This window comes from Streptomyces sp. NPDC056883, assembly GCF_042788835.1.
GTDB lineage: Bacteria > Actinomycetota > Actinomycetes > Streptomycetales > Streptomycetaceae > Streptomyces > Streptomyces stoeckheimensis.
Map to the genome: position 1 here is coordinate 140,413 of NZ_JBHUBS010000006.1, position 23,238 is coordinate 163,650.

20 protein-coding genes are annotated in these 23,238 nt (G+C 72.5%); 8 read left to right on the forward strand and 12 right to left on the reverse strand.

Annotated elements, in window-relative coordinates; translation table 11 throughout:
• Window positions 1-6: 6 nt before the first annotated feature.
• A complete protein-coding gene (locus tag ACFRU2_RS17535) occupies window positions 7-759 on the reverse strand; it encodes an AraC family transcriptional regulator (protein WP_382972807.1) in 753 nt (250 codons plus the stop codon).
• Window positions 760-951: 192 nt separating this feature from the next.
• Between ACFRU2_RS17535 and ACFRU2_RS17540 the strand changes: the two genes are divergently transcribed.
• Window positions 952-2,109 (forward strand): MFS transporter, encoded by a 1,158-nt coding sequence (locus tag ACFRU2_RS17540; protein WP_382972809.1) that lies wholly within the window; start codon window positions 952-954, stop codon window positions 2,107-2,109.
• Here the strand turns inward: ACFRU2_RS17540 and ACFRU2_RS17545 are convergent.
• From ACFRU2_RS17545 to ACFRU2_RS17565, 5 genes are read right to left on the reverse strand one after another with little or no spacing between them, the layout of a single operon-like run.
• The gene (locus ACFRU2_RS17545; protein WP_382972811.1) at window positions 2,090-2,680 is read right to left on the reverse strand and encodes a DUF6434 domain-containing protein; all 591 of its coding nucleotides are present in this window, start codon (window positions 2,678-2,680) and stop codon (window positions 2,090-2,092) included. The two genes, ACFRU2_RS17540 and ACFRU2_RS17545, sit on opposite strands and share 20 nt — an antisense overlap.
• 41 nt (window positions 2,681-2,721) lie before the next feature.
• Window positions 2,722-4,053 carry a TfuA-like protein gene (locus ACFRU2_RS17550; RefSeq protein ID WP_382972813.1) on the reverse strand — a complete coding sequence of 444 codons (1,332 nt, stop codon included), beginning with the start codon at window positions 4,051-4,053 and terminating at the stop codon, window positions 2,722-2,724.
• Window positions 4,054-4,067: 14 nt separating this feature from the next.
• A complete protein-coding gene (locus ACFRU2_RS17555) occupies window positions 4,068-5,282 on the reverse strand; it encodes a YcaO-like family protein (protein ID WP_382972815.1) in 1,215 nt (404 codons plus the stop codon).
• 19 nt (window positions 5,283-5,301) lie between these two features.
• Window positions 5,302-6,111 (reverse strand): ABC transporter permease, encoded by an 810-nt coding sequence (locus tag ACFRU2_RS17560; RefSeq protein ID WP_382972817.1) that lies wholly within the window; start codon window positions 6,109-6,111, stop codon window positions 5,302-5,304.
• 4 nt (window positions 6,112-6,115) lie between these two features.
• Window positions 6,116-7,057 carry an ABC transporter ATP-binding protein gene (locus ACFRU2_RS17565; RefSeq protein WP_382972819.1) on the reverse strand — a complete coding sequence of 314 codons (942 nt, stop codon included), beginning with the start codon at window positions 7,055-7,057 and terminating at the stop codon, window positions 6,116-6,118.
• 346 nt (window positions 7,058-7,403) lie between these two features.
• Between ACFRU2_RS17565 and ACFRU2_RS17570 the strand changes: the two genes are divergently transcribed.
• The 6 genes from ACFRU2_RS17570 to ACFRU2_RS17595 all read left to right on the forward strand — a co-directional run bounded on the left by ACFRU2_RS17570 (window position 7,404) and on the right by ACFRU2_RS17595 (window position 14,620).
• Window positions 7,404-8,237, forward strand: coding sequence for a hypothetical protein (locus ACFRU2_RS17570; protein ID WP_382972821.1), 834 nt, complete (start codon window positions 7,404-7,406; stop codon window positions 8,235-8,237).
• A 39-nt stretch (window positions 8,238-8,276) separates the two neighbouring features.
• Window positions 8,277-8,756: an aroma-sacti cluster domain-containing protein gene (locus ACFRU2_RS17575; RefSeq protein WP_382972823.1), complete on the forward strand. Its 480-nt coding sequence runs from the start codon at window positions 8,277-8,279 to the stop codon at window positions 8,754-8,756.
• A 6-nt stretch (window positions 8,757-8,762) separates the two neighbouring features.
• The gene (locus tag ACFRU2_RS17580) at window positions 8,763-11,705 is read left to right on the forward strand and encodes an AAA family ATPase (protein WP_382972825.1); all 2,943 of its coding nucleotides are present in this window, start codon (window positions 8,763-8,765) and stop codon (window positions 11,703-11,705) included.
• Window positions 11,696-12,619, forward strand: a complete 924-nt coding sequence (locus tag ACFRU2_RS17585) for a S8 family serine peptidase (RefSeq protein WP_382972827.1) — start codon at window positions 11,696-11,698, stop codon at window positions 12,617-12,619. Before ACFRU2_RS17580 ends, ACFRU2_RS17585 begins: the two co-directional genes overlap by 10 nt.
• Entirely contained in the window at window positions 12,616-13,254 is a 639-nt protein-coding gene (locus ACFRU2_RS17590) for a GAF domain-containing protein (RefSeq protein ID WP_274550538.1), read from the forward strand. Before ACFRU2_RS17585 ends, ACFRU2_RS17590 begins: the two co-directional genes overlap by 4 nt.
• Window positions 13,255-13,336: 82 nt before the next feature.
• Window positions 13,337-14,620 (forward strand): helix-turn-helix domain-containing protein, encoded by a 1,284-nt coding sequence (locus ACFRU2_RS17595; RefSeq protein ID WP_382972830.1) that lies wholly within the window; start codon window positions 13,337-13,339, stop codon window positions 14,618-14,620.
• 7 nt (window positions 14,621-14,627) lie between these two features.
• On the opposite strand, the gene ACFRU2_RS17600 is transcribed toward ACFRU2_RS17595, so the two are convergent.
• The 5 genes from ACFRU2_RS17600 to ACFRU2_RS17620 all read right to left on the reverse strand — a co-directional run bounded on the left by ACFRU2_RS17600 (window position 14,628) and on the right by ACFRU2_RS17620 (window position 20,064).
• On the reverse strand, window positions 14,628-16,493 hold the full coding sequence (locus ACFRU2_RS17600) for a S9 family peptidase (protein WP_382972832.1): 1,866 nt from the start codon (window positions 16,491-16,493) through the stop codon (window positions 14,628-14,630).
• Window positions 16,490-17,932, reverse strand: coding sequence for an NAD(P)/FAD-dependent oxidoreductase (locus ACFRU2_RS17605; protein ID WP_382972834.1), 1,443 nt, complete (start codon window positions 17,930-17,932; stop codon window positions 16,490-16,492). The genes ACFRU2_RS17600 and ACFRU2_RS17605 overlap by 4 nt, the downstream gene beginning before the upstream one ends.
• Window positions 17,929-18,246: a PqqD family protein gene (locus ACFRU2_RS17610; protein ID WP_382972836.1), complete on the reverse strand. Its 318-nt coding sequence runs from the start codon at window positions 18,244-18,246 to the stop codon at window positions 17,929-17,931. Before ACFRU2_RS17610 ends, ACFRU2_RS17605 begins: the two co-directional genes overlap by 4 nt.
• Window positions 18,227-19,726: a StsB family radical SAM/SPASM domain sactipeptide maturase gene (gene stsB, locus ACFRU2_RS17615; protein WP_382972837.1), complete on the reverse strand. Its 1,500-nt coding sequence runs from the start codon at window positions 19,724-19,726 to the stop codon at window positions 18,227-18,229. The genes ACFRU2_RS17610 and stsB overlap by 20 nt, the downstream gene beginning before the upstream one ends.
• A 71-nt stretch (window positions 19,727-19,797) precedes the next feature.
• Window positions 19,798-20,064 carry a StsA-related sactipeptide RiPP gene (locus ACFRU2_RS17620; protein ID WP_250741964.1) on the reverse strand — a complete coding sequence of 89 codons (267 nt, stop codon included), beginning with the start codon at window positions 20,062-20,064 and terminating at the stop codon, window positions 19,798-19,800.
• A gap of 311 nt (window positions 20,065-20,375) precedes the next feature.
• Between ACFRU2_RS17620 and ACFRU2_RS17625 the strand changes: the two genes are divergently transcribed.
• The gene (locus ACFRU2_RS17625) at window positions 20,376-21,140 is read left to right on the forward strand and encodes a BTAD domain-containing putative transcriptional regulator (RefSeq protein ID WP_382972840.1); all 765 of its coding nucleotides are present in this window, start codon (window positions 20,376-20,378) and stop codon (window positions 21,138-21,140) included.
• A 106-nt stretch (window positions 21,141-21,246) separates the two neighbouring features.
• Here the strand turns inward: ACFRU2_RS17625 and ACFRU2_RS17630 are convergent, their stop codons facing one another.
• Complete coding sequence (locus ACFRU2_RS17630; protein ID WP_382972842.1) at window positions 21,247-23,097, reverse strand: ABC transporter ATP-binding protein; 1,851 nt, start codon at window positions 23,095-23,097, stop codon at window positions 21,247-21,249.
• Window positions 23,098-23,238: the final 141 nt, after the last annotated feature.

The window sequence follows — 23,238 nt, forward strand, 5'->3', positions numbered from 1 at the left end:
AGCCGGTCAGCCCTCCTTGGCGTGCGCGCCCGGGGTGTGCCCGAAGGCACGCCGGAACACGTCGATGAAGGCGCTGGCCGAGGACCAGCCGCAGCGGTGCGCGACCGCGGTCACGGGGGTGTCCACCGCCAGCAGCCGCAGCGCGTGGTGCAGCCGCAGCTGGGTCCGCCACTGCGGGAAGGTCATGCCCAGCTCGGCTCGGAACAGCCGGCTCAGGGTCCGCTCCCCCGCCCCGGCCCCGGCCTGCGCGGAGAGTTCCGCCAGTCCGCGCGCATCGGCGGGATCGGCGTACAGCAGCGCGCACACCGCGGCCAGCCGGGGATCGGAGGGAGCGGGCAGGTGCAGCGGCTGGAGCGGCGAGGCCCTCAGCTGGTCGAGCAGCACCGCCAGCATCCGGTGCCGCTCGGCGCTGCCGTCCTGCGGGGCCCGGGTGTAGGCCAGGATCAGCTCGCGCAGCAGGGGGCCGACGGCGAGCACGGCCGGGGCGGAGAGCGAGAGCGGGTTGAGGTGCGTGGGCAGACCCACGCAGTGCAGGTCGACGCGGCCGAAGGCCCGGTGCTCGTGCACGGTCCCGGCGGGGATCCACAGGGCGCGGGTGGTGGGCGCCACCCAGGTGCCGGCGTCGGTGGTGACGGACAGCACCCCGGAACCGGCGTAACAGATCTGGTGGTCGTCGTGGCGGTGCGGATCGATGCCGTGGTGGGTGTCGAGCTCGCGGATGCTCGTCGCTGCGCGCGGGGTGTGGCGGATTTTCTGCATCACCCGGCAATTTATCGGAAGCGGGACGCCCCCGGCGAGAGCGATTCTCGACCGGTGACCTCCCTGAGACCGCCCAAGACCCAAGCCCAGTCCTCTGCCTCTACCTCCCCTTCGGCCTCTGCCTCTGGCTCTACGTCCGCGCCCGGCCCGGCCCGGCTCCGTACGGCCGCCTTCTCCGCGGGTCACTCCTGCGTGGACGTCTACCAGGGCGCCGTCGCCGCGCTCGTGCCCTTCCTCGTCTCCGAGCGCTCGTACGGCTACGCCGCCGCGTCCGGCATCGTGCTGGCCGCCTCGCTGCTCTCCTCCGTGGTCCAGCCGCTGTTCGGTGCGCTCACCGACCGCTGGCCGATGCCCTGGCTGATCCCGCTGGCCACGGCCGCCGCGGGGCTGGGCGTGGCACTGGTCGGACTCGACGCGGGGTACGCGGCCACCCTCGCCGCGGTCGCCCTGTCCGGGCTGGGCGTCGCCGCGTACCACCCGGCGGCCGCCCTGCTGGTCCGTACGGTGGGAGGCCCCGGGCACGGCGCGATGAGCTGGTTCGCGCTCGGCGGCAACATCGGCTTCGCGTGCGCCCCGCTGCTGGTCGTCGGCGCGCTGGCGCTGCCGGGGCCGGCGGGGTGGTGGCTGCTGGCCGCCCCGGCGGCGCTGGGCGTGTTCCTCAACAGGCCGCCGTCCGCGAAGCGTTCGGCCGTGAAGCGTTCGGCCGCGGACCGGGCGGCCGCAGGTCCGGCTCCGGCCGCCGTCCGGCGCCCCCGCGACGACGGGCGGGCCTTCCTGCGGCTCTCCCTGGTGGTCGTCGTGCGCTCGGTCGTCTTCACCGGCCTGAGCACCTTCATCGCGCTGTACGTCCGCGAGCGCGGCGGCGGCGAAACCGCGGGCGCCGTCGCCCTGTTCGCCCTCTTCGCCGGGAGCGCCGGCGGCACCCTCCTCGGCGGCCGGCTGGCGGCCCGCTGGGGCCGCGTCACCACCGTCCACCGTGCCTACGCGGCCGTGGTGCCGGCCGTCGCGGGCATCCTCTTCCTGCCGCTGCCGCTGGTGTACGTCTGCTCGGCGCTGGCCGCCACCGCCCTGTACGTGCCGTTCTCCCTCCAGGTCACCCTGGGCCAGGACTACCTGCCGACCCGCATGGGCACGGCGAGCGGGGTCACCCTGGGCCTGACCGTCAGCGTGGGCGGTCTCGCGAGCCCCTTGATCGGCGCGGCGGCCGACGCGGCCTCCCTGCGGACGGCCCTGCTCCCGCTGGCCGTGCTCCCGCTGCTGGCCTGGGCCCTGGCCCGGCGCCTGCCGGAGCCCGCGGAGCCCGAGCCGTCGGAGCCGTCGGAGCCGGAGCTCACTGCGGCCCGGGACTGACGGCGCCCTCCCGGGGGCTGGAGCGGTGGGCCCGCCAGGCGACCAGGGCCTGCGGGCGGGTGCCCTCGGGGTGGCGGGCGTGCCAGTCCCGCAGGAACCGGTTCAGCTCGAACTGGGCCCCGATCTCCTGTGGTTGGGCAGCCTGCGCCCGGGTGGCGTGCCAGTGGGCGACCGCCTCGGCGAGGGTGCGTCCCGCGCCCTGGGCGACGTAATCCCGCATGAAGGCGTCGAAGTGGAAGCCGGACCCGATCTCCCGGACGAAGTACTCCCGCAGCACCTGGCTGCACCGCTGCCCCGGCGGGATCACGCTGGCACCGTCCACGGGCGCGGCCAGCTGCCGGCCCGCACCGCGGGCGGGCCGGGAGCCGGCCGGGGCCGGTGTCGGGGCCGGAAGCCCGTCCAGCGCGGCGGCGATCCGCGCCGTGACCGCCGCCTTCCCGCCCCCGACGGGAAGGCCCATCCGGCCCGCCAGCGCGGTGAGTTCGGCCAGCGTCCAGTACCAGCGGGCCAGCTCCGCCCCGCTCAGCTCGGGACTCGGAGCGGGCCGCACTTCACTTCCATTCGTACGCACGTTCGCATCCTAGACGCCTCAGCGCCACGACCCGCCCGCGGTCAACGGACCCCGGCGTTGCGACGTTCACGGCCGCGCAGGACGTCGAGGGCGAAGAACCGCGTGACCGCCCCGCCCAGCCCGTCGGGGCCGGAGAACCCCCGGCGGGCCATTTCGACGTCCGGTGAGGTGCCGCGCCCCTGCCAGTGACGCAGGAAGAGCTTCGCGCACATCGGCGGCGGCGGGACCACCAGCCTGGGCCTGGCCTCCTCCGCGGCCTCGTCGGCCCGGACGACGAGAGCGCACCACTCCTCCCAGCGCTCGGATTCCCGCAGGCGCGCCAGGACCGCCGGCCGCCAGTCCACCGACTGCCATACGGGCCACACCCGCACCATGAGGAGCCGGATCCGGTCGGCGACGGGGAGCCCGTCCCGCTCCTCTTCCGTGAACCAGCGGGCGAGGGAGTCCGGCAGCCGCGACCGGCCGTCGAGCCCGAGCTTGGCCCGTGCGTACGCCTCGAGCGTCATGCCGCGGGCGCCGGCGAGCTCCTCCAGCAGACCGGTCAGCACGTCCTCGTGCAGCGCGGGGTAGCCCTCGTCGAACAGCCGGGCGGCGTCCAGTACGTCGAGGTCCGACATCCACCGGCCGGGAGCGTGCTCCCGACGGGTCCGGCGGACCAGGGACTGGGTCCGGCTGATGCCCGTGAAGGGCACCTCGGGCGCGACCGGACCGGGGGTCACCGCGCCCCGGCTCGCGATCGCGCGCAGCGCCGCCATCGCGTCGAGCCGTTTGAGGTCCCAGACGCCCGAGGCGATCATCTCCTCCAGCGTCCCCAGGGGTTCGTGATCCTCCTCGTCCAGCGCCCGCTCGATGTCCTTCCAGCCGCGGTGGGTGAAGGGCAGCGCCGCGGCCGCCGCCACGATCCGCCGTCCGGCGTCGGGCGCGATCAGCTCGGTCTCGGCACCCTCCTTGCAGCCGTAGCGGAGGTTCACCAGGGCCACGGTCTGCGCCGGGTACCCCATCTCGGCCGGGCCGTGCAGGACCCCCACCTCGTCGTCCCCGTCGATCTCGCCGGAGGCGTACATGGTGAAGACCGCGCCGAGGCCCCGCATGCCGCACGGGGCGAGTTCCGCGGCCCGCAGCGCGCCCATGCTCGCGGCGCCGATCACCTCCGCACCCTCGGTCAGCACCTGGAGGATCTCCTTGTGGCCGACGGAGCGCCGTTCCCGGAAGTAGCCGTCGACGACCACGACCACGTCTCCCGGGTGCCACTGGTCGGCGAGGAGGTCACCCCGCCCTGCGGGCGGACGCACCTCCGCCTCCGGGAGCACCGCGTGGACGTCGGCGGCCGAGAGGGTCGGCCCCGCGTAGACGATCACCCTGGAGCCGTTCACGCTGTGCCCCTTCACTACAGCACCTCCGGGCATACGCGGCTCCCCGGAGCCACGACCTTGACGACCGGGACCCCGATCTCCTCGCGCGTCAGGTCGACGAGGAGGGGCGGATGGGAGAAGGCGGCCGCCGCCCTGCGCACCACGTGCGCGAGGGCGCCGGCCAGACTGTCGTGCGGAACGGGATCCTCCACGAGGCCCTTGATGTCGGCGGCCGCCGGGCCGGACCGCGCGCTCCGCAGCCGGCCGGCGTCCACGTGACCGAAGTCGTCCCGGAGGTCGTCCCGGGCCCCCGAGATGTACGCGAGCCTGGCCTGTGCCGCTTCGGAGACGGCGCGGGTGAGGGCGATCTCCGGGCTGAGGTGGCAGCCGAAGCCGAACATCGGCGCCGGGTACTCCTCGCTCGCCACCCAGGACAGGAAGCACGGCAGGCCGGTGGGCGACGGGACGAGGCGGACCTCCAGGGTGACGTCGGCCCGTTCGATCAGCGTGCACAGCTCGTCGGCCACCGCCGACCCGAGGGAGCGCGGGTCGACGCGTACGCCCATCTCCCCGCCCCCGGTGACCGCGGCCGTCATCGCGTCGCGCTCGATGACCTCGCACAGGGCGTGCAGAGCGGCTTCGATGCGGGTGTTCCCGCTGGCCAGGCCGTTCGTCGACTCGAAGAACACCGGCGGGTTCCAGTCGGTGTGCTCCTCCAGCGTCAGCCGGACCACGTTCACGGGAACGAGGGTGCGCGCTCCGTCGACCAGGGATCGGGCCGCCACCCAGTCCAGCGGGAGCCCGTCGTGCAGCAGGCTCGGCGCGGAGGGCGCCAATGCGCCCACCTCGTAGCCCAGTTGTGTACGGAGCTTGCGGGGCGTGGCGGTCAGCGCGGGCAGGGCCGGCTGTTCCACGTGCCAGGTCTCGACCGATTCCATCACCGCCGAGAGCCTGGCCAGTTCGGGTGTCATCCCCTTGCCCTGGGAGACGGCGAGCGTTCTGGAGAGCGGCCGGATCGCCTGGAAGGTCGGGATGCCGATGGAGTCGAGCCGGGTGATGTCGGCGACCCGGGTGACGCCCACCTTGGCGGCTGCCCTGGTCGCCATCTCCCAGGTGGCCTTCGGTGGTTGGGCCCGGTCGGTGCCCGGGAGGCGGTGCACGGAACGGTCGTGCGGCGTGGCCAGCCAGGCCAGGGGCGCATCGCCGGTCTGCACGGTGACGCCGGTCTGCACGGTGTCGTCGGTCTGCACGGTGGGGAGCTCCTGCGGGTCAGAGGTTCCGGGTGCGCCGCAACAGCGCCCGGCCGGCGACGAAGTTGGCGACGATCGCGACGACGGCGAGCACCACCAGGGAGGGCCAGGCCTTGCCCAGGCCGAAGATCGCGGCGTCGCGCATCCCGGTGACGGCGTACGACACCGGGTTCACGGTCGAGATCCACCGCAGCACGGTGGGGAGCTGCTGGGAGGTGGACAGCGAGGGCGCGGCGAAGACGAGGACGGGCACCGACACGCTGGTGAGCACCATGAAGGTGCGGTAGTCGCTGATGAGGACGGCCGCCGCGAGGTAGAGCCCGTTGAACGCCACCGACGAGAGCACCAGGGCCAGCAGCAGCCAGATCCAGTGGGACGCGTGGAACGGGTAGTCGAAGATGATCGCGGCGACGGCCAGGGCCAGCAGGCTCTGGGCCAGTACGAGCGAGACTCCGGCCAGCAGCTTGCCGGCCAGGAAGCGCGACCGGCGCAGCGGCCAGCTCCAGAGCTGGGTCGAGACCCCGCTCATCTCCTCCTGGAACATCGCCATGCCCGTCGTCCCGGAGGCGCTGACCACCGACATGGACAGCACCATGGGGAGGAGGAAGACGGCGAAGGGGAGGGTTTCGCCGCGGTAGGTGATGTTCCCGACGACGTTGCCCAGCGAGGTGTTCACCAGGAGCAGGTACACGAGCATGGGGGTCAGACCGAGGATGAGGTTGACCCTGTTGCGGGCGAGGAGCGCGTACTCGCGGTAGAACACGGCGGTGAAGTCGGCCGGCTTGCCCGACGCGACCGGTGCGGTGGTCTTGAATCCCAGGTCGGCCACGGTGTCAGCCCTCGTTCCCGGTCATGCGCAGGAAGACCTGCTCCAGCGAGTCGGTGACGGTGGAGATTCCGGAGATCGCGACCCCGGAGTCGTGGCAGTGTCTGGACAGTTGCGGCAGCACGTCCCGGACCTGCGCGTTCTCGATGCGCACCTCGGCGTCCTGCATCGTCGCGGCCAGTCCGGCCGTGGCCGCCCACTCCTTGACGACCTTGGCGCCGACCGCGTCGTCGACGCTGACCAGCAGATGCGCTCCACCGAACTCCTGGACGAGTTCGCTCGGTTGGGCGAAGCGGACCACCTTGCCCTGGTTGATGACCAGGACCCGCTGGGCGTTGCGCTCCAGTTCCTGGATGATGTGGCTGGTCCAGATCACGGTCATGCCGTACTCCTCGCGCAGCCACCGGACGAAGCGCTCGATCTGGTGCCGGCCGGCCACGTCCAGCCCGGCCGAGGGCTCGTCGAGGATGAGGAGTTCGGGGATGGTCAGCAGGGCCCGTACGAGCTGCAGCCGCTGGCGCTGTCCGCCGGAGAGCTGGAAGACGAGCCGGGACAGGTGGTCGGCCAGGCCGAGGTACTCGGCCACCTCCATCGCCCAGGGGCGGGTGGTGCGCCAGGACAGGCCCTTGAAGCGGGTGGCGATCAGCAGGTTGTCCAGGGCCGAGAGCATCTCGTCGTAGGGGGCGGACTGGTGCATCGCGCCGATGCCGGTCTTGGCGGCGACCGGGTCGCGGGCCGGGTCCACGCCGAACACCCGGATCCGCCCGGTGGTGGGCGGGGTGACGCCGCAGATCATTTTCATCAGGGTGGTCTTTCCGGCACCGTTGGGTCCCAGCAGCCCGATGGTCTCGCCTTTGGCGATGTCGAATGAAATCCGGTCGACTGCCGGCGTTTCTTTCCCGCGGTAACGCTTGGTCAGTTCCTCGGCGTTCACCACACCATTCGCCACGGTCCGCCCTCCACAATGTGATCGATGTTTCTCTTGGTGTTTCTCCGTACGGTGTTCTCCGGCTTGGCCGGTCGAGTTGTTGCGGCTGGACGTTACGCCCGCGGGACGGCAGGGAAGCGGCCGCTGCCCAAGTTGCCTTGAAGCTGCCTCCGTTCTGCCGCCTCCCGCGCCGACCCCGTTGGCTAGCATTCGCTGCATGAGCCGTTCGGGACAGGCTGAAGACCGTGACGGCCAATCCGTTGTGGTTCTGGTGAATTGCGCGGGCGGTCGTGAATTGGAGGTCGTTCGCGATGCTTTGACGGGCCCTCTGGAAACTCCGGCGATACTGATCCGGCAGGACGAACTCATGTCGACGCCCCTGGCGCTGGACGTGGATTCCGGTCTGCTGGAGGTATCCGGGCGCCGGGTCAGACCGGCCGTGGTGTGGGTGCGGCACGGTTCGGCCTGCGCCCTGATGGCGCAGGCGGTACCCGCCGGTTCGATGAATCCGCTGCGGGCCGAGTCCTGGTCCGGGTTCCTGCGGCAGGTGGCGGCCACGGCGGACGCCGCACTGCCCGGCGGCACGGTCGTCGGGCCGGGCCAGCTGGCACAGGCGCGCCGGCTGGGCGTGCGCACGCCCCGTACGGTCGTCACCAATGACGTGCCGGCGGGGGCGCGCGCGGTGGGGGCGCCGACCCTCGTGGTCAAGACTCCGGACTTCCGGCTGTTCGAGCCGGACCGGCGCAACTGGAAGGCCGTCCTGCCCTCGGTCGTGGGCCTGGAGGCGGTGGAACAGGGCCCCGGACCGGCTCCGGGCGTCGCGGGAGAGCGCCCGGTCGTGGTCCAGGAGTACGTGCCGCACGCGCGCGAGCTGCGCGTCTATCACCTCGACGGCGGGATCTGCGCCTTCGAGGTCCGCAAGCCCGGTCCGTCGAGCCCGATGACGGATCCCGACAGCGTCACGGTGACGCGCGTCGACTGCCCGACCCCCGCGGCCGAGGCGGTGCGCACGCTGTGCACCGCCTGGAACCTGCGCTACGGGGCATTCGACCTGCTCGTGTCCGACACCGGGGAGGCGGTGTTCCTGGAGGCCAACCCGGACGGGGACTGGCTCTGGTTCGAACGCAAGGCGCGTTGGCACGGCGTCTCGTTCATGGCCGCCGTCATGGTCCGCGAGTTGTTCGTACGCAGTACGTCCTGAGGGAGAGCGTCGTGAGGAGAGCGTCGTGAGGAGTGCGTCGTGGAGCTCTCGCCGGTGACGGCGATACGGGGTACGGCGATACGGGGTGCCGAGATCTCCAGCCGGGGCCTGGTGCTGGTGGCCCTGGTGGCACGGGGTCATACGACCGACCGCGTGGCCCGTGCGCTGCGCCTGAGCAGGCACACGGTGGGCGAGGAGATCAGTGTCCTGCTCGACCGGTTCAACTGCAGGAACAGGGCTGAGCTGGTGGCCTACTGCTATGTCCACCGGCTCCTGCCGATCGATGTCTGGCCGCCGCCGTGCGGCCCCGTGAAAGGGGTGGGTGACGTGTTCGACCCTCTGACCGCTCTGCGTGAGGCCGGGCTTCCGGTCGACCAGTTGAGCACCGCGCAGCGCGAGGTGCTGGCGGGCCTGACCGAGGAGGAGACGTCGGTCGTCGTATCGGTGCAGCTGCGGCTGGTCGAGGCGGATTCCGGTGCGGATGCCGAGGTGTGGGCGCACGACCTGAAGCTGCTCTGAGCGCGCATGAGCCGGAGACTGGTGGTCGTTCTCTTCCTCGATCTGGTCGGGTGGACCCGGCTCGCCGAGCGCGTGGACCCGGAGCCGCTGCAACGGCTGCTCGACGAGTACTACGAGATCTGCTCGGCCGCGGTGGAGGAACACGGCGGGGTCGTCGAGAAGTTCATCGGCGACGCCGTCATGGCGGTCTTCGGAGCCGACACCTCCCAGGAGGACGACGCTCCGCGGGCGCTGCGCACGGCGATGCGGATCCGCGCCGAGGTCCGCGACCTGCACACGCCCGCCACCGACGCCGCACCGGTCGAGGTCCATTGCGGGATCGCGGCCGGTGAGGCCCTGGTGACGCGTTCGGCCCGGGCCGGCATCCGGGTCGTCGGCGACGTGGTCAACCTCGCCGCACGGCTCCAGTCGCTGGCGGTCGCCGGGGAGATCATCGTGAACGAGACCGTGGCGCACCTGGCCCGTCCGCACTACGCGATGGTCCCGGTGCCCCCGGTGGCCCTGAAGGGCAAGGCCGAGCCGGTGCCCGTGCTGCTGGTCACCGGTGAGGCGGCGGACGGCGGGGCCGGCGAGGACTCCCTCATGGTGGACCGCGGCGCCGAACGCCACCGGCTGCGCCGGATCTACCACCGGGTGGCCCGGGAGCGGCGCGCGGAACTGGTGACGGTGATCGGACCACCCGGCATCGGCAAGACCCGGCTGGTCCGGGAGGCCGTGGACGACCTCGTCGCGGCCGGGGCGAGGCCCGTCGCCGTGTTCGGCAGCTGCCAGTCCTACGGAACGGCCGGGAACTACGGGGCGCTCGTCGAGATGCTGGACGCGCTGACCCGGCGGGCGCCGTCCTGCGCGGAGTTGCTGCGGACGGACGAGCGGATCGCCGGAGTACTGGCGGCGCTGCGCGACGCCTCGCTCCCCCGGCGGGCCGGCGCCGTCCCGGGCCCGGGCGTGGAGGAGCTCTCCTGGGCGACCCGGGAGCTCCTCACCGCTGCGGCCCGCGACCCGCTCGTCGTGGTGTGGGACAACCTCGCGTGGGCCGGGCAGTCGCTCCTGCGGCTGATCGGCGAGCTGATGGACGGCCTGCGGGACCTCCCGCTCCTGATGGTCTGCGTGTCCAGGCCGGAGACGGCGGGACGGGACGCGTCGCAGGAGGCGGACGTGATCGAGGTCGGGGCGCTGGTCCCGGCCGACAGCGCGCGGCTGGCGTTCTCGCTGGCCGGGCGCGCGAGCGGCGACGAGGTGGAACTGCACGGGCTCGACCTGGCCGAACAGGTCGACCGGGTCGCCCTCTACAGCGCGGGCAACCCGCTGTACATCCGGCTGATGATGGACTGGCTGAGGAACGGCCGGACCGTCGACGAGGTGCCGCCGACCATCACGGCCATGGTGGGGGCGATGATCGACCGGCTGCCCGCGCCGTCCCGGCGGCTGCTGGGCGCTGCTTCGGTGATCGGGCCCTCGTTCACCCTGGAGCAGCTCGCGCTGCTGGGCGAGCCGGCTCCGGAGGCGGCGGTCGCGGAGCTCGCCGGCCGGCGGCTGTTCCGGTCCACGGAGGAAGAGGGGGGCTACCGCTTCGTTCAGCAGCCGGTGCACGAAGTGGCGTACGGCAGGCTGGAGAAGGAGCAGCGCGTGTCCTGGCACCGGCGGCTGGCCGAGCACGGTTTCAGTCCCGGCTTCCACCTCGAAGCCGCCACCCGGCTCCTCGGAGGGCTGCGCCCGGACGATGCGGGGCTGCCGGAGTTGGCGCGGCAGGCGGCCGGGGCCCTGCTCGGTGAGGGCACGGTGGCGTTGCGGCAGCGTGACGTGCCGACGGCGATCGGACTGCTCGGACGGGCGCTCGTCCTGGCGCGGGGCGGGCCGGACGGGTGCCGGTCGGTCGCGGCCGTCCGGCTGAGCGACGCCCTCATGCTGTCCGGGGACACCCGGGGTGCGCTGGAGGTGGTGGAGGAGGGCCCGTGGCGCGCCACGTCGCCTCCCGCCCTGGTACGGGTACAGCGGCAGCTGCTGGCCGCCCGGCTCGGCAAGGTCACGGCGGCCGACGTGGAGGGGCTGCGGGCCGCGCTCGACGGGCTCGACGGCGCGGAGCCCGACCGGTCCGCCCGGTGCCGGTTCGAGCAGCTGCTGATGCTGATCCACTTGGACCGCGGCCGGTTCGGGGCGGCCGAGGAGGCGGCCTGCGCCGCGCTCGACCATGCCCGCGACGTCGGCGACGCGTACGAGGAGGACCGGCTGCTGGTGGCGCTGTGCGAGATCCGGCAGTGGTCGCCGAGTCCGATGGCGCAGAAGCTCGCGGGGTGCGCGGAGCTGCTGGAGCGGTTCGCCGCCGACCGGTTCCTGGCCCTGCCCGCGCTGGCCGCCCGCGCGCGCTGCCTGGCGCTGACCGGGGACCGGAGCGGTGCGCGTTCGGCGCTGACCGAGGCCGAGTCCGTCGTCGTGCAGCTCCGGCTGACGCTGGGGCGGGTCCTGGTGGACCAGGTCGCCGCGCTGGCCGCGTCGCTGGACGGTGAGCACGCGGAGGCGGAGCGGCGCTTCGGCCGCGCGGCGGACGCTCTCGAACAGGCCGGCTACGTACCGGTCGCGCTGACCATGCGGGTGCAGGCGGCCCGCGAGTGCGCCCGCCGGGACCGGACGGACGAGGCGGCCCGCCGGATCGCGGACCTGCTCGCGCGGCGCGAGGAGATGGACGTCCGGGGGCGGATCCTGTGCCTGTCGGCCGCCGTGCTGGGCGCCGCTGCGCAGGGCCGCGCCGAGCCGATGCGCGCCGAGGTGCTGCGGCTGCTCCGGAACCTCGACGACCCGTGCCTGCGGGGCGAGGTCTGTTTCGACCTGGCCCGGGCCCACCGGTGCCTGGGCGAGGGGGCCGAGGCCCGCACGATGGCCGGGCTGGCCGCCGAGAGTTACGCGGCCGTCGGCGCGGTGAAGCCACTGGGGGCGGTGCGCGCATGGATGTGAACGATGCGCCCTGGCGGCGCGAGCGGCGGCCGCACGCGTCGGGGATGCCCGCGTGGAGCATGCCGGCCGGCGGGGATCCCGGCGAGCCCCTGCCGACGGCCCTGTTCGAGGGGATCGGCCCCCGTTGGGCGTGGGAGGGCGCCGACGGCGAGGGCGTACGGGTCTGCGTGCTCGACAGCGGTGTCCAGGCCGGGCACCCGCTGGTCGGCACGGTCGAGCGGGCCTGGCAGGTGGTGAGCGCCGAGGGCCGGGCTCCGCGCGTGGAGGAGTGCGAGCCGCTCGACGGCGCCGGGCACGGGACCGCCTGCGCGGGGATCATCCGCTCCATCGCGCCCCGGGTGTCGCTCAGTTCGCTCAAGGTGCTCGGCGACGGAAGGGCCGGCAGCGCCTCCGCGCTGATCGCCGGGCTCGCCTTCGCGATCGAGGAGGGCTTCGACGTCATCAGCATGAGCCTGTCGACGACCAGGGTCGAATTCCGCGACCGGCTGGGCGAGTTGTGCGATCGGGCCTACTTCCGCCGCACCGCGGTCGTGGCGGCCGCGCACAATCTGCCCATCGAGAGCTTCCCCTGGAACTTCGCCTCGGTGATCTCCGTGGCCAGCCATGCGGAGCCGGACGGCATGCGCTTCTACTACAACGCCGCTCCCCCGGTCGAGTTCCGGGCCCGGGGGGTGCGCGTACCGGTGGCGAGCCTGGGCGGCGGCACGGTCCGCAACACCGGCAACAGCTTCGCGGCGCCGCACATGGCCGGGATCGCCGCCCTCGTCCTGAGCAAGCACCCGTGGCTCACGCCGTTCCAGCTCAAGAGCGTCCTGTACCACTGCGCGGCGAACGTATCGATCCACAACGAATCGGTTCACAACGCGTCGGTCCACAACGCACCGGTCCGAGGAGAAGGAGGCGGAGAAGAATGAAACCCTGGCCGCACGATCTGATGGCCACCGAACGTCAGCTCCTGCAGTCTGTCGTCACGGTGGCCCGCTACATCTACGGGGCCGCCGCGTCCTCGGTGTTCATGGTGAGCCCCGACACCGGTGAGCTGATCTTCGCGGCGGTGGCCGGCGAGGGCGAACAGGGCCTGGTCGGACGGCGGTTCGAGCCCGGCACCGGCATCGCGGGCTGGGTGGCGGCCAGCGGGCAGCCGCTGATCACGGACGACGTGGGCGCGACCGACCGGTTCGCCCGGGACGCCGCGGCCTCCACCGGGTACGTTCCCGCGAGCATCATGGCCGCCCCGCTCATCGCGGACGGGGAGTGCATCGGCGTGATCGAGGTGCTGGACCGCCACGCCCACGACGCGAACGCCCCGGGCCGGGAACTCGACGACATCGAGCTGCTGGGGCTGCTCGCCACGCAGGCCGCCCTGAGCCTCGCGCTGCTGCGGCGCAGCGAACAGGCCGCGGACGCGGCGCCGCGCATGGGAGAGCTGCTGGCCCGGCTGTCCCAGCACGCGGTCATGGACGCGTCCGACCCCTTGGCCGTCTCGCTGCTGACCCTCTCGCTGGATCTGCTGGACCGGGGTTCGCACCCCGGTTCGAAGGTGGTCTGACGGCCTACGGAGACGGAGCGCAGACGTGCCGGGAACGCCGCGGAGACGCGTACGGAACGGGCCCCTCCTACCCTCCTGGCCTATGGTCCACCGTGCCGAGGCCCAGGCTCCGTCGTTTCCCGAACTGCTCCGCTCCAAGCGCGTGCAGGCCGGGCTCACCCAGCGGACGCTGGCCGACCTGTCGACGATCAGCCCGCGGACGATCCGGGCCCTGGAGTCGGGCCGGGTGAACGCGCGGATGCAGACCGTCCGGCTGCTCGCCGACGCGTTGGGGCTGGAGGGGCTGGCGCGGGAGCTCTTCGTCGGCGCGGGCCTGGGCAGCGGGGGCCCGGCTCCGGTCGGAGCCGATCCCTGCCTGGCGGTGCCGAGGTCCGTCAACGCCCTCATCGGGCGGGACGTCGAGGTCCGGGCGATGGTGGGCGCCCTGGAGTCGGACCACCGCCGGATGATCTCCCTCTCGGGGCTGGCGGGCGTGGGGAAGTCGCGGGTGGCCGCGGAGACGGCGGCGCGGCTGAGCTCCCGGCGCGGCTGGCCCGTGCTGTGGATCGGGTCCGGGACGGTGGCCCCCGACGGTCTCGGCACGGCCTTCGGGCCGTTGCTGCGGTCCTTGCGCCTGCTCGTCGAATCGGGTGCGCAGGACGTGTCCGCGGTCTGCCGGCTCATCGGCCGGCACGAGGTGCTGGTCGTGCTCGACGGGGTCGCCGACGCCCGGGAGCCGGTCGGCGTGGAGGAGCTGTTGGCGTACTGTCCGGGCATCCGGGTGATCAGTACGTCCCGTGCGCCGTGGAGCGTGGCCGGCGTCCAGGGGACGGTGCTCGCCCCGCTGACCGTCCCCGAGCCGGGCTGGGAGGCGGCCGGCTCCCTGGACGCCCTGGCCGCCGTGCCGTCGGTGCGGCTGCTCGTGGACCGGCTCTCGGAGATCCGGCCGGGATTCGTACTCGGCCGGGCGGACGCGCGGGCTGCGGTCCGGCTGTGCCGGACCCTGGACGGCCTGCCGGCCGCGCTGGAAGCGGCCGCCGCGGGGTGCGGGGTACTGAGCCTGCACCGGCTCGCGGACATGCCCGCGGCCCAGCTGCTCGAACTCCCGGCGGCCACCCGGCCCGCCGGTGTTCCCCGGACGATCGGCTGCCCGATCCGGACCGGGGTCGAGCGACTGGACCCCGGACCCCGCACGCTGCTCGGTGAACTGGCCGGCTTCGACAAGGCGTTGACCGTCTGCGAGGCCGCCGAAGTCCTGGACCGGCCGTTGACCCGGGTGGTCGACGGACTGGGTGCGCTGACCGGCGGAGGGTTCGTCCTGGCCGCGCACGAGGAGGCGGAGACCCGCCTGCACCTGCCGAACCTGGTGCGGGCGGCCCTGTCCTGAGGCGGATTCAGCCCAGGTGCTCCGCGAGGAACCGCTCGACCGCGGCGTAGTAGGCCTGCCGGTTGGCGGGCCGGGCCAGACCGTGGCCCTCGTCGGGGAACAGCAGGTACTCGTGCGGAAGTTCCTTGGCCGCCAGTGCCGCGACGATCTGCTCGGCCTCCGCCTGCGGCACACGGACGTCGTTGGCCCCCTGGACGACCAGGACGGGGATCCGGATCGCGTCGACCCGCGACAGCGGTGAGCGTTCCCACAGCATGGCGCGGTCCGTCTCCGGGTCCCCCACCTGGGCGTGCATGAACGAGCGCAGCGCGGTGCGGTAGGGCGCCCCGGCCGCCAGCAGCGTCAGCAGGTTCGACGGACCGCAGAGGTCTATCGCGCACGTGAACACCTCCGGGGTGAACGCCGCGCCGACCAGCGCCGCGTAGCCCCCGTACGAGCAGCCCATGATCGCGATGCGCGCGGGGTCGATCCCGCCGCCCTCGACGAGGTGCCCGACCGCGTCGAGCAGGTCGGTCTGCATCGCGGCGCCCCACTGTTTGGCGCCCAGGTTGCGGAACCGCTTGCCGTAGCCCGTCGAACCGCGGAAGTTGACCTGGATGCAGGCGTAGCCGCGATTGGCCAGGAGCTGCGCCTCTTCGTCGAACGCGAAGGTGTGACGGGCCCAGGGCCCGCCGTGGACGTTCACCACCGCGGGCAGGCCAGCGCGTTCGGCGCCGGGCGGCCAGGTGACGTAGCCGTGGACGGTGACCCCGTCGCGCGCGGCGAACGCGAAGGGCTCCATCCTGGCCAGCGTGTACGCCTCCAGCTCCCTCTGGTGGCTGAAGAGGTAGCGGAGCGCGCCGGCCGGCCGGTCGTAGACGTAGTAGAGGACGGGACCGGCTCCGGTCACCACGGAGACCGTCCACAGCCGGTCGCCGCGGTCGGTGCGGTCCAGGTAGACCTCGCCGTCGACCGACAGGAGCGCGAGCTCGCCGCGGATCCGCCCGAGGTCCTTGCCGAACTCCTCGTCGAGGAAGACCCATTCGTCGCGGTCCTTCGCGAACAGCACCGCCTGGGGCCGGCGGGTCACCGGGTCGAACTCGACCTGCTTGACGTCGTACACCGGGTCCTCCGCGAGCAGGGTCCGCCGCCCGGTCGCGAGGTCGACGGCGAACAGGCGGCCGGCGTTGGCCCCGATGGAGGACAGCAGGTGGCAGGTGGCGCCGTCGCGGGAGAAGCCGACGACGCGCGTCCCGACGGCGTCCTCGTACGGCACGTCGAGCCAGGGCGGGGCGCCGTCCGGGCCGCCCGGGGCCCCCGGACCCTCCGGCGGGTCGAGGAACACGGACAGGCCGCCGTCGGGCTTCATCACGGTGCCGCCGCGCACCCGCAGGTCGGTGTCGACGATCCAGCTCACGTACCCGGGGTTCTCCGCGACCTTGGTGAGCCGGTCCGTCTCCAGATCGAGGGCGTAGACGTCGTGCAGCCCCGGCCGGTCCCTGTTCAGCCCGATCAGCAGGGTCGTCGGGTGCCACCGGTTGTGCGCCAGCACCCGTGCCTGGACGCCGTCGAAAGGCGTGGCGCAGCGCTCCCGGCCGGTGACCAGGTCGACGAGGTGGACCCGCCAGCTCTCGTCGCCGTCCCGGTCGCGCAGGTAGAAGAGGGTCCGGTCGTCGTGGCACAGGCCGTACGTGCGGATGCCGCGGCCCCGGTCGTGCGTGACGGGTCTCGCCTCCTCGGGCCGGTCCACGGGCGCCGTCCAGACGTTCAGCACGCCGTCGTCCGGGGCCAGGTAGACGAGGCGGGTCCCGTCCGGCGAGATCTCGGGCACGAGGTACGACGGGTTGCCGAACAGGACGGAGTGCGGGATCAGCGGTACGGCTTCGGTGGTCACGGTTCCCTTCCCGGGGTGGGTTGGTGGGGGCCGCGCTCCGAGAACCACCAGTCGCGGAGTCCGGGGAACTGCGCGACCGCCTCGTCGGTGTCGAGCGGAGGGGCCGCGGAGCGGCCGGCGGAGGGCCTCGGGAGAGCCGCCCCGGAAGGGACCAGCGTCTGGGCGCGGAACAGCCGGGTCATCAGCACCGGGCTGCTGAGCACTGCTTGGGACACCCGGGCCCGCATCCGCCGCCCGGCTGCGGAGCCGGAGCCCTCGGCTGATCCGGGCCCGTCGGCGGGTGCGGAACCCTCCGCGAAGGCCCGTACCCGGTCCTGCTCGGTCGCCATCCTCCAGGATTCGGCGGCCGTTTCGGCCACCGCCGCCTGGACCGCGGGCAGCACCGAGGGCCGGGCGCCGCGCTCCGCCAGCTCCCGCTCCAGCCGCAGGGCGCCGAGCAGCGCGACGGACATCCCGTGCGAGTACACGGGGTTCACCGCCGTCAGCGCGTCGCCGATGACCAGGAACCCTTCGGGCAGGGGCAGCCGCTCGAAGTACCTCCGGCGGTTCGCGGTGGCGCGGAACGGCCGTACGCCGCCCAGGGGTTCGGCCGCCGCCAGCAGCTCGGCCACGATCGGCGAGCGCAGCGAGCGCGCACCGTCCGTGAATCCGGGCTCGTCCACCGGCGGTCTGGCGGCGCGCGTGCCGGTCAGGGTGAAGATCCACCGTCCGTCCTCGATGGGGAACAGCGTGGCTCCGTACCCCGGACGGCCGCCCGAAGGCCGCGGGTGCACCATGATCGCCGGGAGGTCGGCGGCGAGGCCGGGGGGCGCCCGGTAGATCCTGGTGGAGTACGCCAGTCCCGGGTCGACCACCTCCTCCTCCACACCGGGTCCGCCGATCGCGGTCAGCCATCGCCCGGCCCGCGAGCGCCGGCCCGTCGCGTCCACCACGAGGTCGGCGCGGAGTGTCTCGTCGGAGCCGTCCTCGCCGGAGCCGTCCTCGCCCGCGACCCGGACACCGGTCACGCGCGAGGCGTCCCCTACGAGTCCCAGGACCCGGGTGCGCTCCCGTACGGTGACCGCCCCGTCGGCCAGGGCCCGCTGCCGGATGACGTGGTCCATCAGCCAGCGGCTGCACGAGACCATGAAGGCCCCGGTCTCGTGGCGGCGGAACCAGCCGTCCGCGCTCAGGATCAGCGCGCCGTCCGGCAGGCCCCGGCGGTGCGCTCCCCGGGCGAGGAGCGCCTCCAGCGTTCCCGGGAGCAGGGTGTCCAGGGCCTGGGCGCCGGCGGTCACGAGCACGTGGCTGTGGAAGGCCTGCGGGAGCCCCGGGCGGACGCCCGGGCCGGCAGGGTACCGGCCGCCCTCGACGACGGTGACCTCGTCGACGTGCCGGGAGAGCACCCGGGCCACCAGCACGCCCGCGAAGCCCCCGCCGAGGACGACGGCCTTGGTCATGACCGCGCGGCCGGCTCGCTCCGTGTGGCCTGCGTTCCGGATTCCGTCTCCTCGATGAGGTCGGCTTCGATCATGGAGCTGATGAAGGCGTCCACTTCGGCGCGGATGCGGGCCGTCATGACGGGGTTGTGCCCGGCGAAGAGCAGGGACAGGTTCCTGATGACCGTCTCCCGGTCCCCGTCGCTCTCCACGAGCGCCCAGATCTGGGCGGCCGTCGCGTTCAGGGTGCGGAAGTCGCCGGATTCGCTGTGGTAGAGCGAGATGCCGTCCCCGCTCTCCTGCCAGATCACCGCGTCACTGATGTGCAGGGACATCTCCCAGCCTCCTGTTCACCGGCATGATCGGAATCAGTTCGCCCACCTTGATCGCGGGCACGGGCGCCGGCGGGCGGACCCAGGTCTTCCACTGCTCGTGGGCCTCGTGCACCTCGCCGGTGGCGACCAGTCGCGGGACGGTCATCTCATCGCCGCCCACGGCGAGTTCGGCGCGGGTCACGCCGGTCTCCTGCCACAGCTGCGTGGTGACGCCGTGCCGCAGGATCCGGCACAGGTGGCGGCTGTTGCGCCGCAGGTCCCCGGACTCCGACATGTGCGCGGCCCGGCAGCCGCCGCCGCAGTTCGCCTTGATGTAGCACTTCTCGCAGTCGGCGTGGAACTCCCCGCCGTACACGGTGCTCTTGCGCATCGAGGTCAGGATCGGGCCGGCGAAGATCTCCGACAGCCGCTGCTTCCTGATGTTTCCGGCGAACTCTCCCTTGCCCGTGATGAGTTTGCACGGGTAGACGTCACCGAGGGAGTTGACGTAGATCTCGTTGCCACCCATTCCGCAGTTGCCCTTGACCGAGCACGCGGTGACGGGCCTCGGCCCGTCCGGCTTGAGCTTGCCGGCGACCGGCGAGGTCCAGACGAGCTCCTGCACCTTCAGGTGGTCCTGCCAGCCGAAGTCGTAGTCGTCGCCCACGCCCCGGCCGAGGTCGTTGTGGTTCATCAGGCGGACGCTGTGGATCTCGATCCCGTCGAGGAAGGAGGCGAAGTCCTCCAGCTCGTGGACGTTGTCCGAGGTGACGATGTGGTTGATGGCAGGCGCCACCCCGGCCGCGTTGAGGAGCTGGATCGCCCGATGGGTCTTGGCGAACGCCCCCTTGCCGCGGGTGCGGTCGTGGGTCTCGGCCGTCCCCCCGTCGAGGCTCACGGTGACCGCGTCGAAGAGCTCGGCGAACCGCTTGGCCTTCGCCTCGGTCCGGATCATCGTCGCGTTGGTGATGATGTTGACCTTCAGACCGCTGCTCTTCGCGTGCTCGACGATCTGGAACAGGTCCTTGCGGAGCATCGGCTCGCCGCCGGTGAAGATGATGGTCCCGGCGCCGAAGTCGGCGATCTGCGAGACCAGGTCCAGGGATTCGGCGGTGTCGAGCTCGCCCGGAAGGCACTTCTCGGAGGAGGCGTAACAGTAGGGACAGCGGAGGTTGCAGCCGTCCGTGATGGCGTAGTACGCGACACCCAGGGGCGGTTCGCCCAGCCTGACCTTGGGCTTGTTGCCGTTGAAGTACACGATCCAGTTCAAGATGAGCTTGGCGAGGACGCGTTCCGTCGCGTCGTCCTGCTCCAGCCCCGGCTGCTCACCCCGGGCCCGGGCGGCCGCCAGGGTTTCGAGGACGTGAAACTCACGTCCGGAGAGGACGCACCGGGCGGCCACCTCCGGGTTGACCACGAGGTGGTCCTCACCGTGCACGAAGTACGTCAGGTCGTTGGGCACCTCGAACAACGACAGGTTCCGAACCAGGTTTCCGCGCATCCCGCCTCCTCTCTGGGCTGGCACAGGCGCGGCCCGACGCGAGTGGCCGCCGGACCCCGCCTGTGGAACGGTCAGTTCTCGGCCTGGCCCGATCCCGACCAGAGGCCGCAGGCACAGAGCATCGCGGCGTCGAAGCCCTCCTTCGTGGCCTCCGGGGAGGTCCAGTCCTGGGAGTGCGCCACCACGTCGGGCAGGATCGCCGCGAGGCGGGTCTTCGTCGAGATGAGGACCTTGGTCTCCTCGGGAGTCAGGCTGGCGTAGAACTCTTCGAGGGCGGGCGCCATCGTGCCTCCGATGACGCCGGCCGCACGCAGGGACTCCAGGGCGTTGAAGGTCATGCTTCCACCTTTCGCTGTCGCGTTCGATCGGGGACGCAACCGAGACTGCGCGCGGCGGACCCCTGAAACAACCCCACGAATGTGGGTTGTGCGGGAGCGACGAAGGGGACATACGCAACGCGGGCGAGCGTCTTCCGACAGCGCATCGGGACGGCTGGAACGCGCCGTTCACGGGTGTTGACGATCTCCAGACCGTGCCCCACGCTCATACCACAGCCGTTGTGAAGCTCATGTGAAGCGAACGTGGAAATCGGGATCAATGGAGCGCCCACCCGGCGGCCGGCGGCCCGTCGGACGACCCGAGAGGTGCGATGAACCCCACCGGCTTAGGCATCGTGCACATATCGCTGTTGCCAGGCTTCGTCTGCCGCACCGACCAGCGGGTCGCCGATCTCAGCGACATCCAGCAACGGCTCGTCGCCGCCCTGGTGCTCGGCGACCGCCCGCTCCGGCGCGGTGAACTCGCCGCCCGGCTGTGGCCCGATGCCCCGCCCGACCGGGCGGGTGCCCGGTTGCGCCAGACCTTGTGGCGGCTGAATCAAGCCACGGACGGGGGCCTGTTGAGGGTCTCGCACACCACCGTCGCCCTCGCCGATCACGTCGAGGTGGACTACCGGGCGGCGGCAAGGCTGATCGCGGCGGAGACCGGTGCGGTCGGGGCGGCGACGGCGACGATGGCGGGCGAGGACCGGCTGCCGCAGGCGTGGAGCGTACTGCGCCACCCACTGCTGAACGACTGGGACGACGACTGGCTCGTACCGTTCCAGGAGAAGTGGAAGGTCCAGCGCGTCCAGACCCTGGAGCGCCTCGCCGAGCGGTTCCTCCAGCGCCGGCAGCACGCCGCGGTGCTCGAACTGGCCGACGCCGCGACCCAGGCCGACCCGCTGCGGGAGGCGCCCCGGCGGATCGCCGTCCAGTCGTGCCTGTTCGTCGGCGAGGTGGCCGACGCACACCGCCGCTACCGCGGCTATCAGGAGCTGCTCTCCGCGGAACTGGGCGTGGCGCCGAGCGGCGCCATCCCGCAGTTGCTCAGACAGGACCGCGAGAGACAGCTCGCCCTGGCGGCGGAGTTCTGACCCGGGGGCCGTCGTACCACCGCCGGCACGACGACCCCTTCCGGCACGACGACCCCTTCCGGTACGACGGCGCCCGCCGGTACGACAGCGCCCTCCCGCCCCTCCCTCAGTGCAGGTCGGCCCGTTCGGCGGTGTCGTCGATGAAGCCGCCCGACTGGTGCTGCCACAGCTTCGCGTAGGCGCCGTCCGCGTCGAGCAGTTGGTGGTGCGTGCCCTGCTCGACGATCCGTCCGCGGTCGAGGACGACGAGCTGGTCCATGGTGGCGACCGTGCTCAGCCGGTGCGCGACCACGAGCGCCGTCCGCCCGGCCATCAGCCGCCACAGCGCGTCCTGGACCAGGATCTCGCTCTCGGAGTCCAGGGCGCTGGTCGCCTCGTCGAGGAGCAGGATCGGCGCGTCGCGCAGGATCGCCCGGGCGAGGGCGACCCGCTGGCGCTGCCCGCCGGACAGCTTCACCCCGCGCTCGCCCACCATCGTGTCGAAGCCGTCCGCCAGCCCGTCGGCGAACTCCGTGACGTGCGCCGCCTCGGCCGCGCGGCGGATCTCCGCCTCGGTGGCGTCCGGGCGGGCGAAGGCGATGTTGTCGCGCAGCGTGCGGTGGAACATCGCCGGGTCCTGGGGGACGTAGGCGATCAGGCTGCGCAGGTCGGCCTGGCTCAGCCGGCTGATGTCCTGCCCGCCGATCAGGATCCGGCCCCCGTCGATGTCCGTCATCCGCAGCAGCAGCCGGGTGAGCGTGGTCTTGCCCCCGCCGGACCGGCCGACGAGACCGAGCTTGGACCCCGCGGGCACGACCAGCTCCAGGCCCTCGAAGAGCGGCTTCCCGCCCTCGTGGCCGAAGCTCACCCGGTCGAACCGGACATCGGCGGTCGGCGGACGTCGCAGCGGTTCGGGCTCCACCGGGTCGAGCACGGTCGGCGGTGTCAGCAGCAGTTCGGTGAACTGCGCGGCCTCCGTCATCGAGCTCTCCAGGCGGCGGTAGATCTGATTGAACTCGAACATGATCCGGGTCGCGCTGGCGTAGTAGGTGAAGGCGACGATGACCGCTTCCACCCCGTGCGCTCCTCCGCCGAGCACGATGGCGAGCATCAGCCCCAGCACGTTGGTCGCCACGGACAGGGGCGCGACCAGGGTGTCGATGCGCAGGTTGCCGTAGTCCCACGAGCGCAGGGTGAGCTTCCTCGACTCCGCCACGCGGGTGCGGTGTTCGGCGGCCTCGCGCGATTCGGCGGCGAACGCCCGGACCGTGTCCATGTTCATCAGGCTGTCCGCCACGTGGCCGGACACCCGGGCGATCGCCTCCTCCCGCCGGGCGACGAGCACTTGGCGGCGACGGATCAGGGGCGCCACGCACAGCCCCGTGATCGTGATCATCACCAGCAGCCCGACGACGAGCAGCGGGTCGTACTGCCACAGCACCACCGAGGCGAACAGCAGGGGCACGAAACTGCCCATGACCGAGAACGTCAGCGTGTCGACGAACTCCTCGAAGCGGGAGGCGAAGCTCAGGACCCGCTTCGTGAGGGATCCGGCGAAGTTGTCGTGGAAGAACGCCGCGTCCTTGGCGAACAGTTCGTCCATCCCGGTGACGTAGAGCTGCTCGATCCCGCGGGCGTCGAGGCGGTTCAGGCAGTGCAGCCCGATGCGCCAGAACGCCTCCGAGAGCAGCAGGACTCCGGCGAAGCCGAGGACGTAGGGCATCGCCCAGCCGAGGGCTCCCCCGGTTGCCCCCGTGTCCTCTTCCCCGCCCGCGATCCGGCCGACGAGCTTCGCGACGACCAGCGGTGCGATGTAGTGGATGCCGATGTTGCCCAGCGCCGGGAGCAGCATCGCGGGCGCCGTCAGCCGGCGCAGGCGGACCAACTCCCGCCCGTAGTAACGAAGTGCGAGGAGTACGGGACTCCTGCGCGGTGGGTGTGTGTTCGGTGTACTTCCGTGCGATTCGGGCGATCCCATCCCAACCCTGCCTTCTCGGACCCTCTGGCCAGAAAGCGGAGTGTCCCGCACGGGCGCCCACGGGGTCCAAGGCTTTTCTCCCGATAGCCGAAAACCGGCCGACCTGCGGACGAACCCCGACCGGCGTTCGCCTGGTGTACG

Bases quoted from the DNA above. Each gene is read 5' to 3' on its own strand.
- ACFRU2_RS17535 (WP_382972807.1), bottom strand. From the start codon at position 759: ATGCAGAAAATCCGCCACACCCCGCGCGCAGCGACGAGCATCCGCGAG.
- ACFRU2_RS17570 (WP_382972821.1), top strand. From the start codon at position 7,404: ATGTCGACGCCCCTGGCGCTGGACGTGGATTCCGGTCTGCTGGAGGTA.
- ACFRU2_RS17580 (WP_382972825.1), top strand. From the start codon at position 8,763: ATGAGCCGGAGACTGGTGGTCGTTCTCTTCCTCGATCTGGTCGGGTGG.
- ACFRU2_RS17585 (WP_382972827.1), top strand. From the start codon at position 11,696: ATGGATGTGAACGATGCGCCCTGGCGGCGCGAGCGGCGGCCGCACGCG.
- ACFRU2_RS17590 (WP_274550538.1), top strand. From the start codon at position 12,616: ATGAAACCCTGGCCGCACGATCTGATGGCCACCGAACGTCAGCTCCTG.
- ACFRU2_RS17595 (WP_382972830.1), top strand. From the start codon at position 13,337: ATGGTCCACCGTGCCGAGGCCCAGGCTCCGTCGTTTCCCGAACTGCTC.
- ACFRU2_RS17605 (WP_382972834.1), bottom strand. From the start codon at position 17,932: ATGACCAAGGCCGTCGTCCTCGGCGGGGGCTTCGCGGGCGTGCTGGTG.
- ACFRU2_RS17610 (WP_382972836.1), bottom strand. From the start codon at position 18,246: ATGTCCCTGCACATCAGTGACGCGGTGATCTGGCAGGAGAGCGGGGAC.
- stsB (WP_382972837.1), bottom strand. From the start codon at position 19,726: ATGCGCGGAAACCTGGTTCGGAACCTGTCGTTGTTCGAGGTGCCCAAC.
- ACFRU2_RS17620 (WP_250741964.1), bottom strand. From the start codon at position 20,064: ATGACCTTCAACGCCCTGGAGTCCCTGCGTGCGGCCGGCGTCATCGGA.
- ACFRU2_RS17625 (WP_382972840.1), top strand. From the start codon at position 20,376: ATGAACCCCACCGGCTTAGGCATCGTGCACATATCGCTGTTGCCAGGC.
- ACFRU2_RS17630 (WP_382972842.1), bottom strand. From the start codon at position 23,097: ATGGGATCGCCCGAATCGCACGGAAGTACACCGAACACACACCCACCG.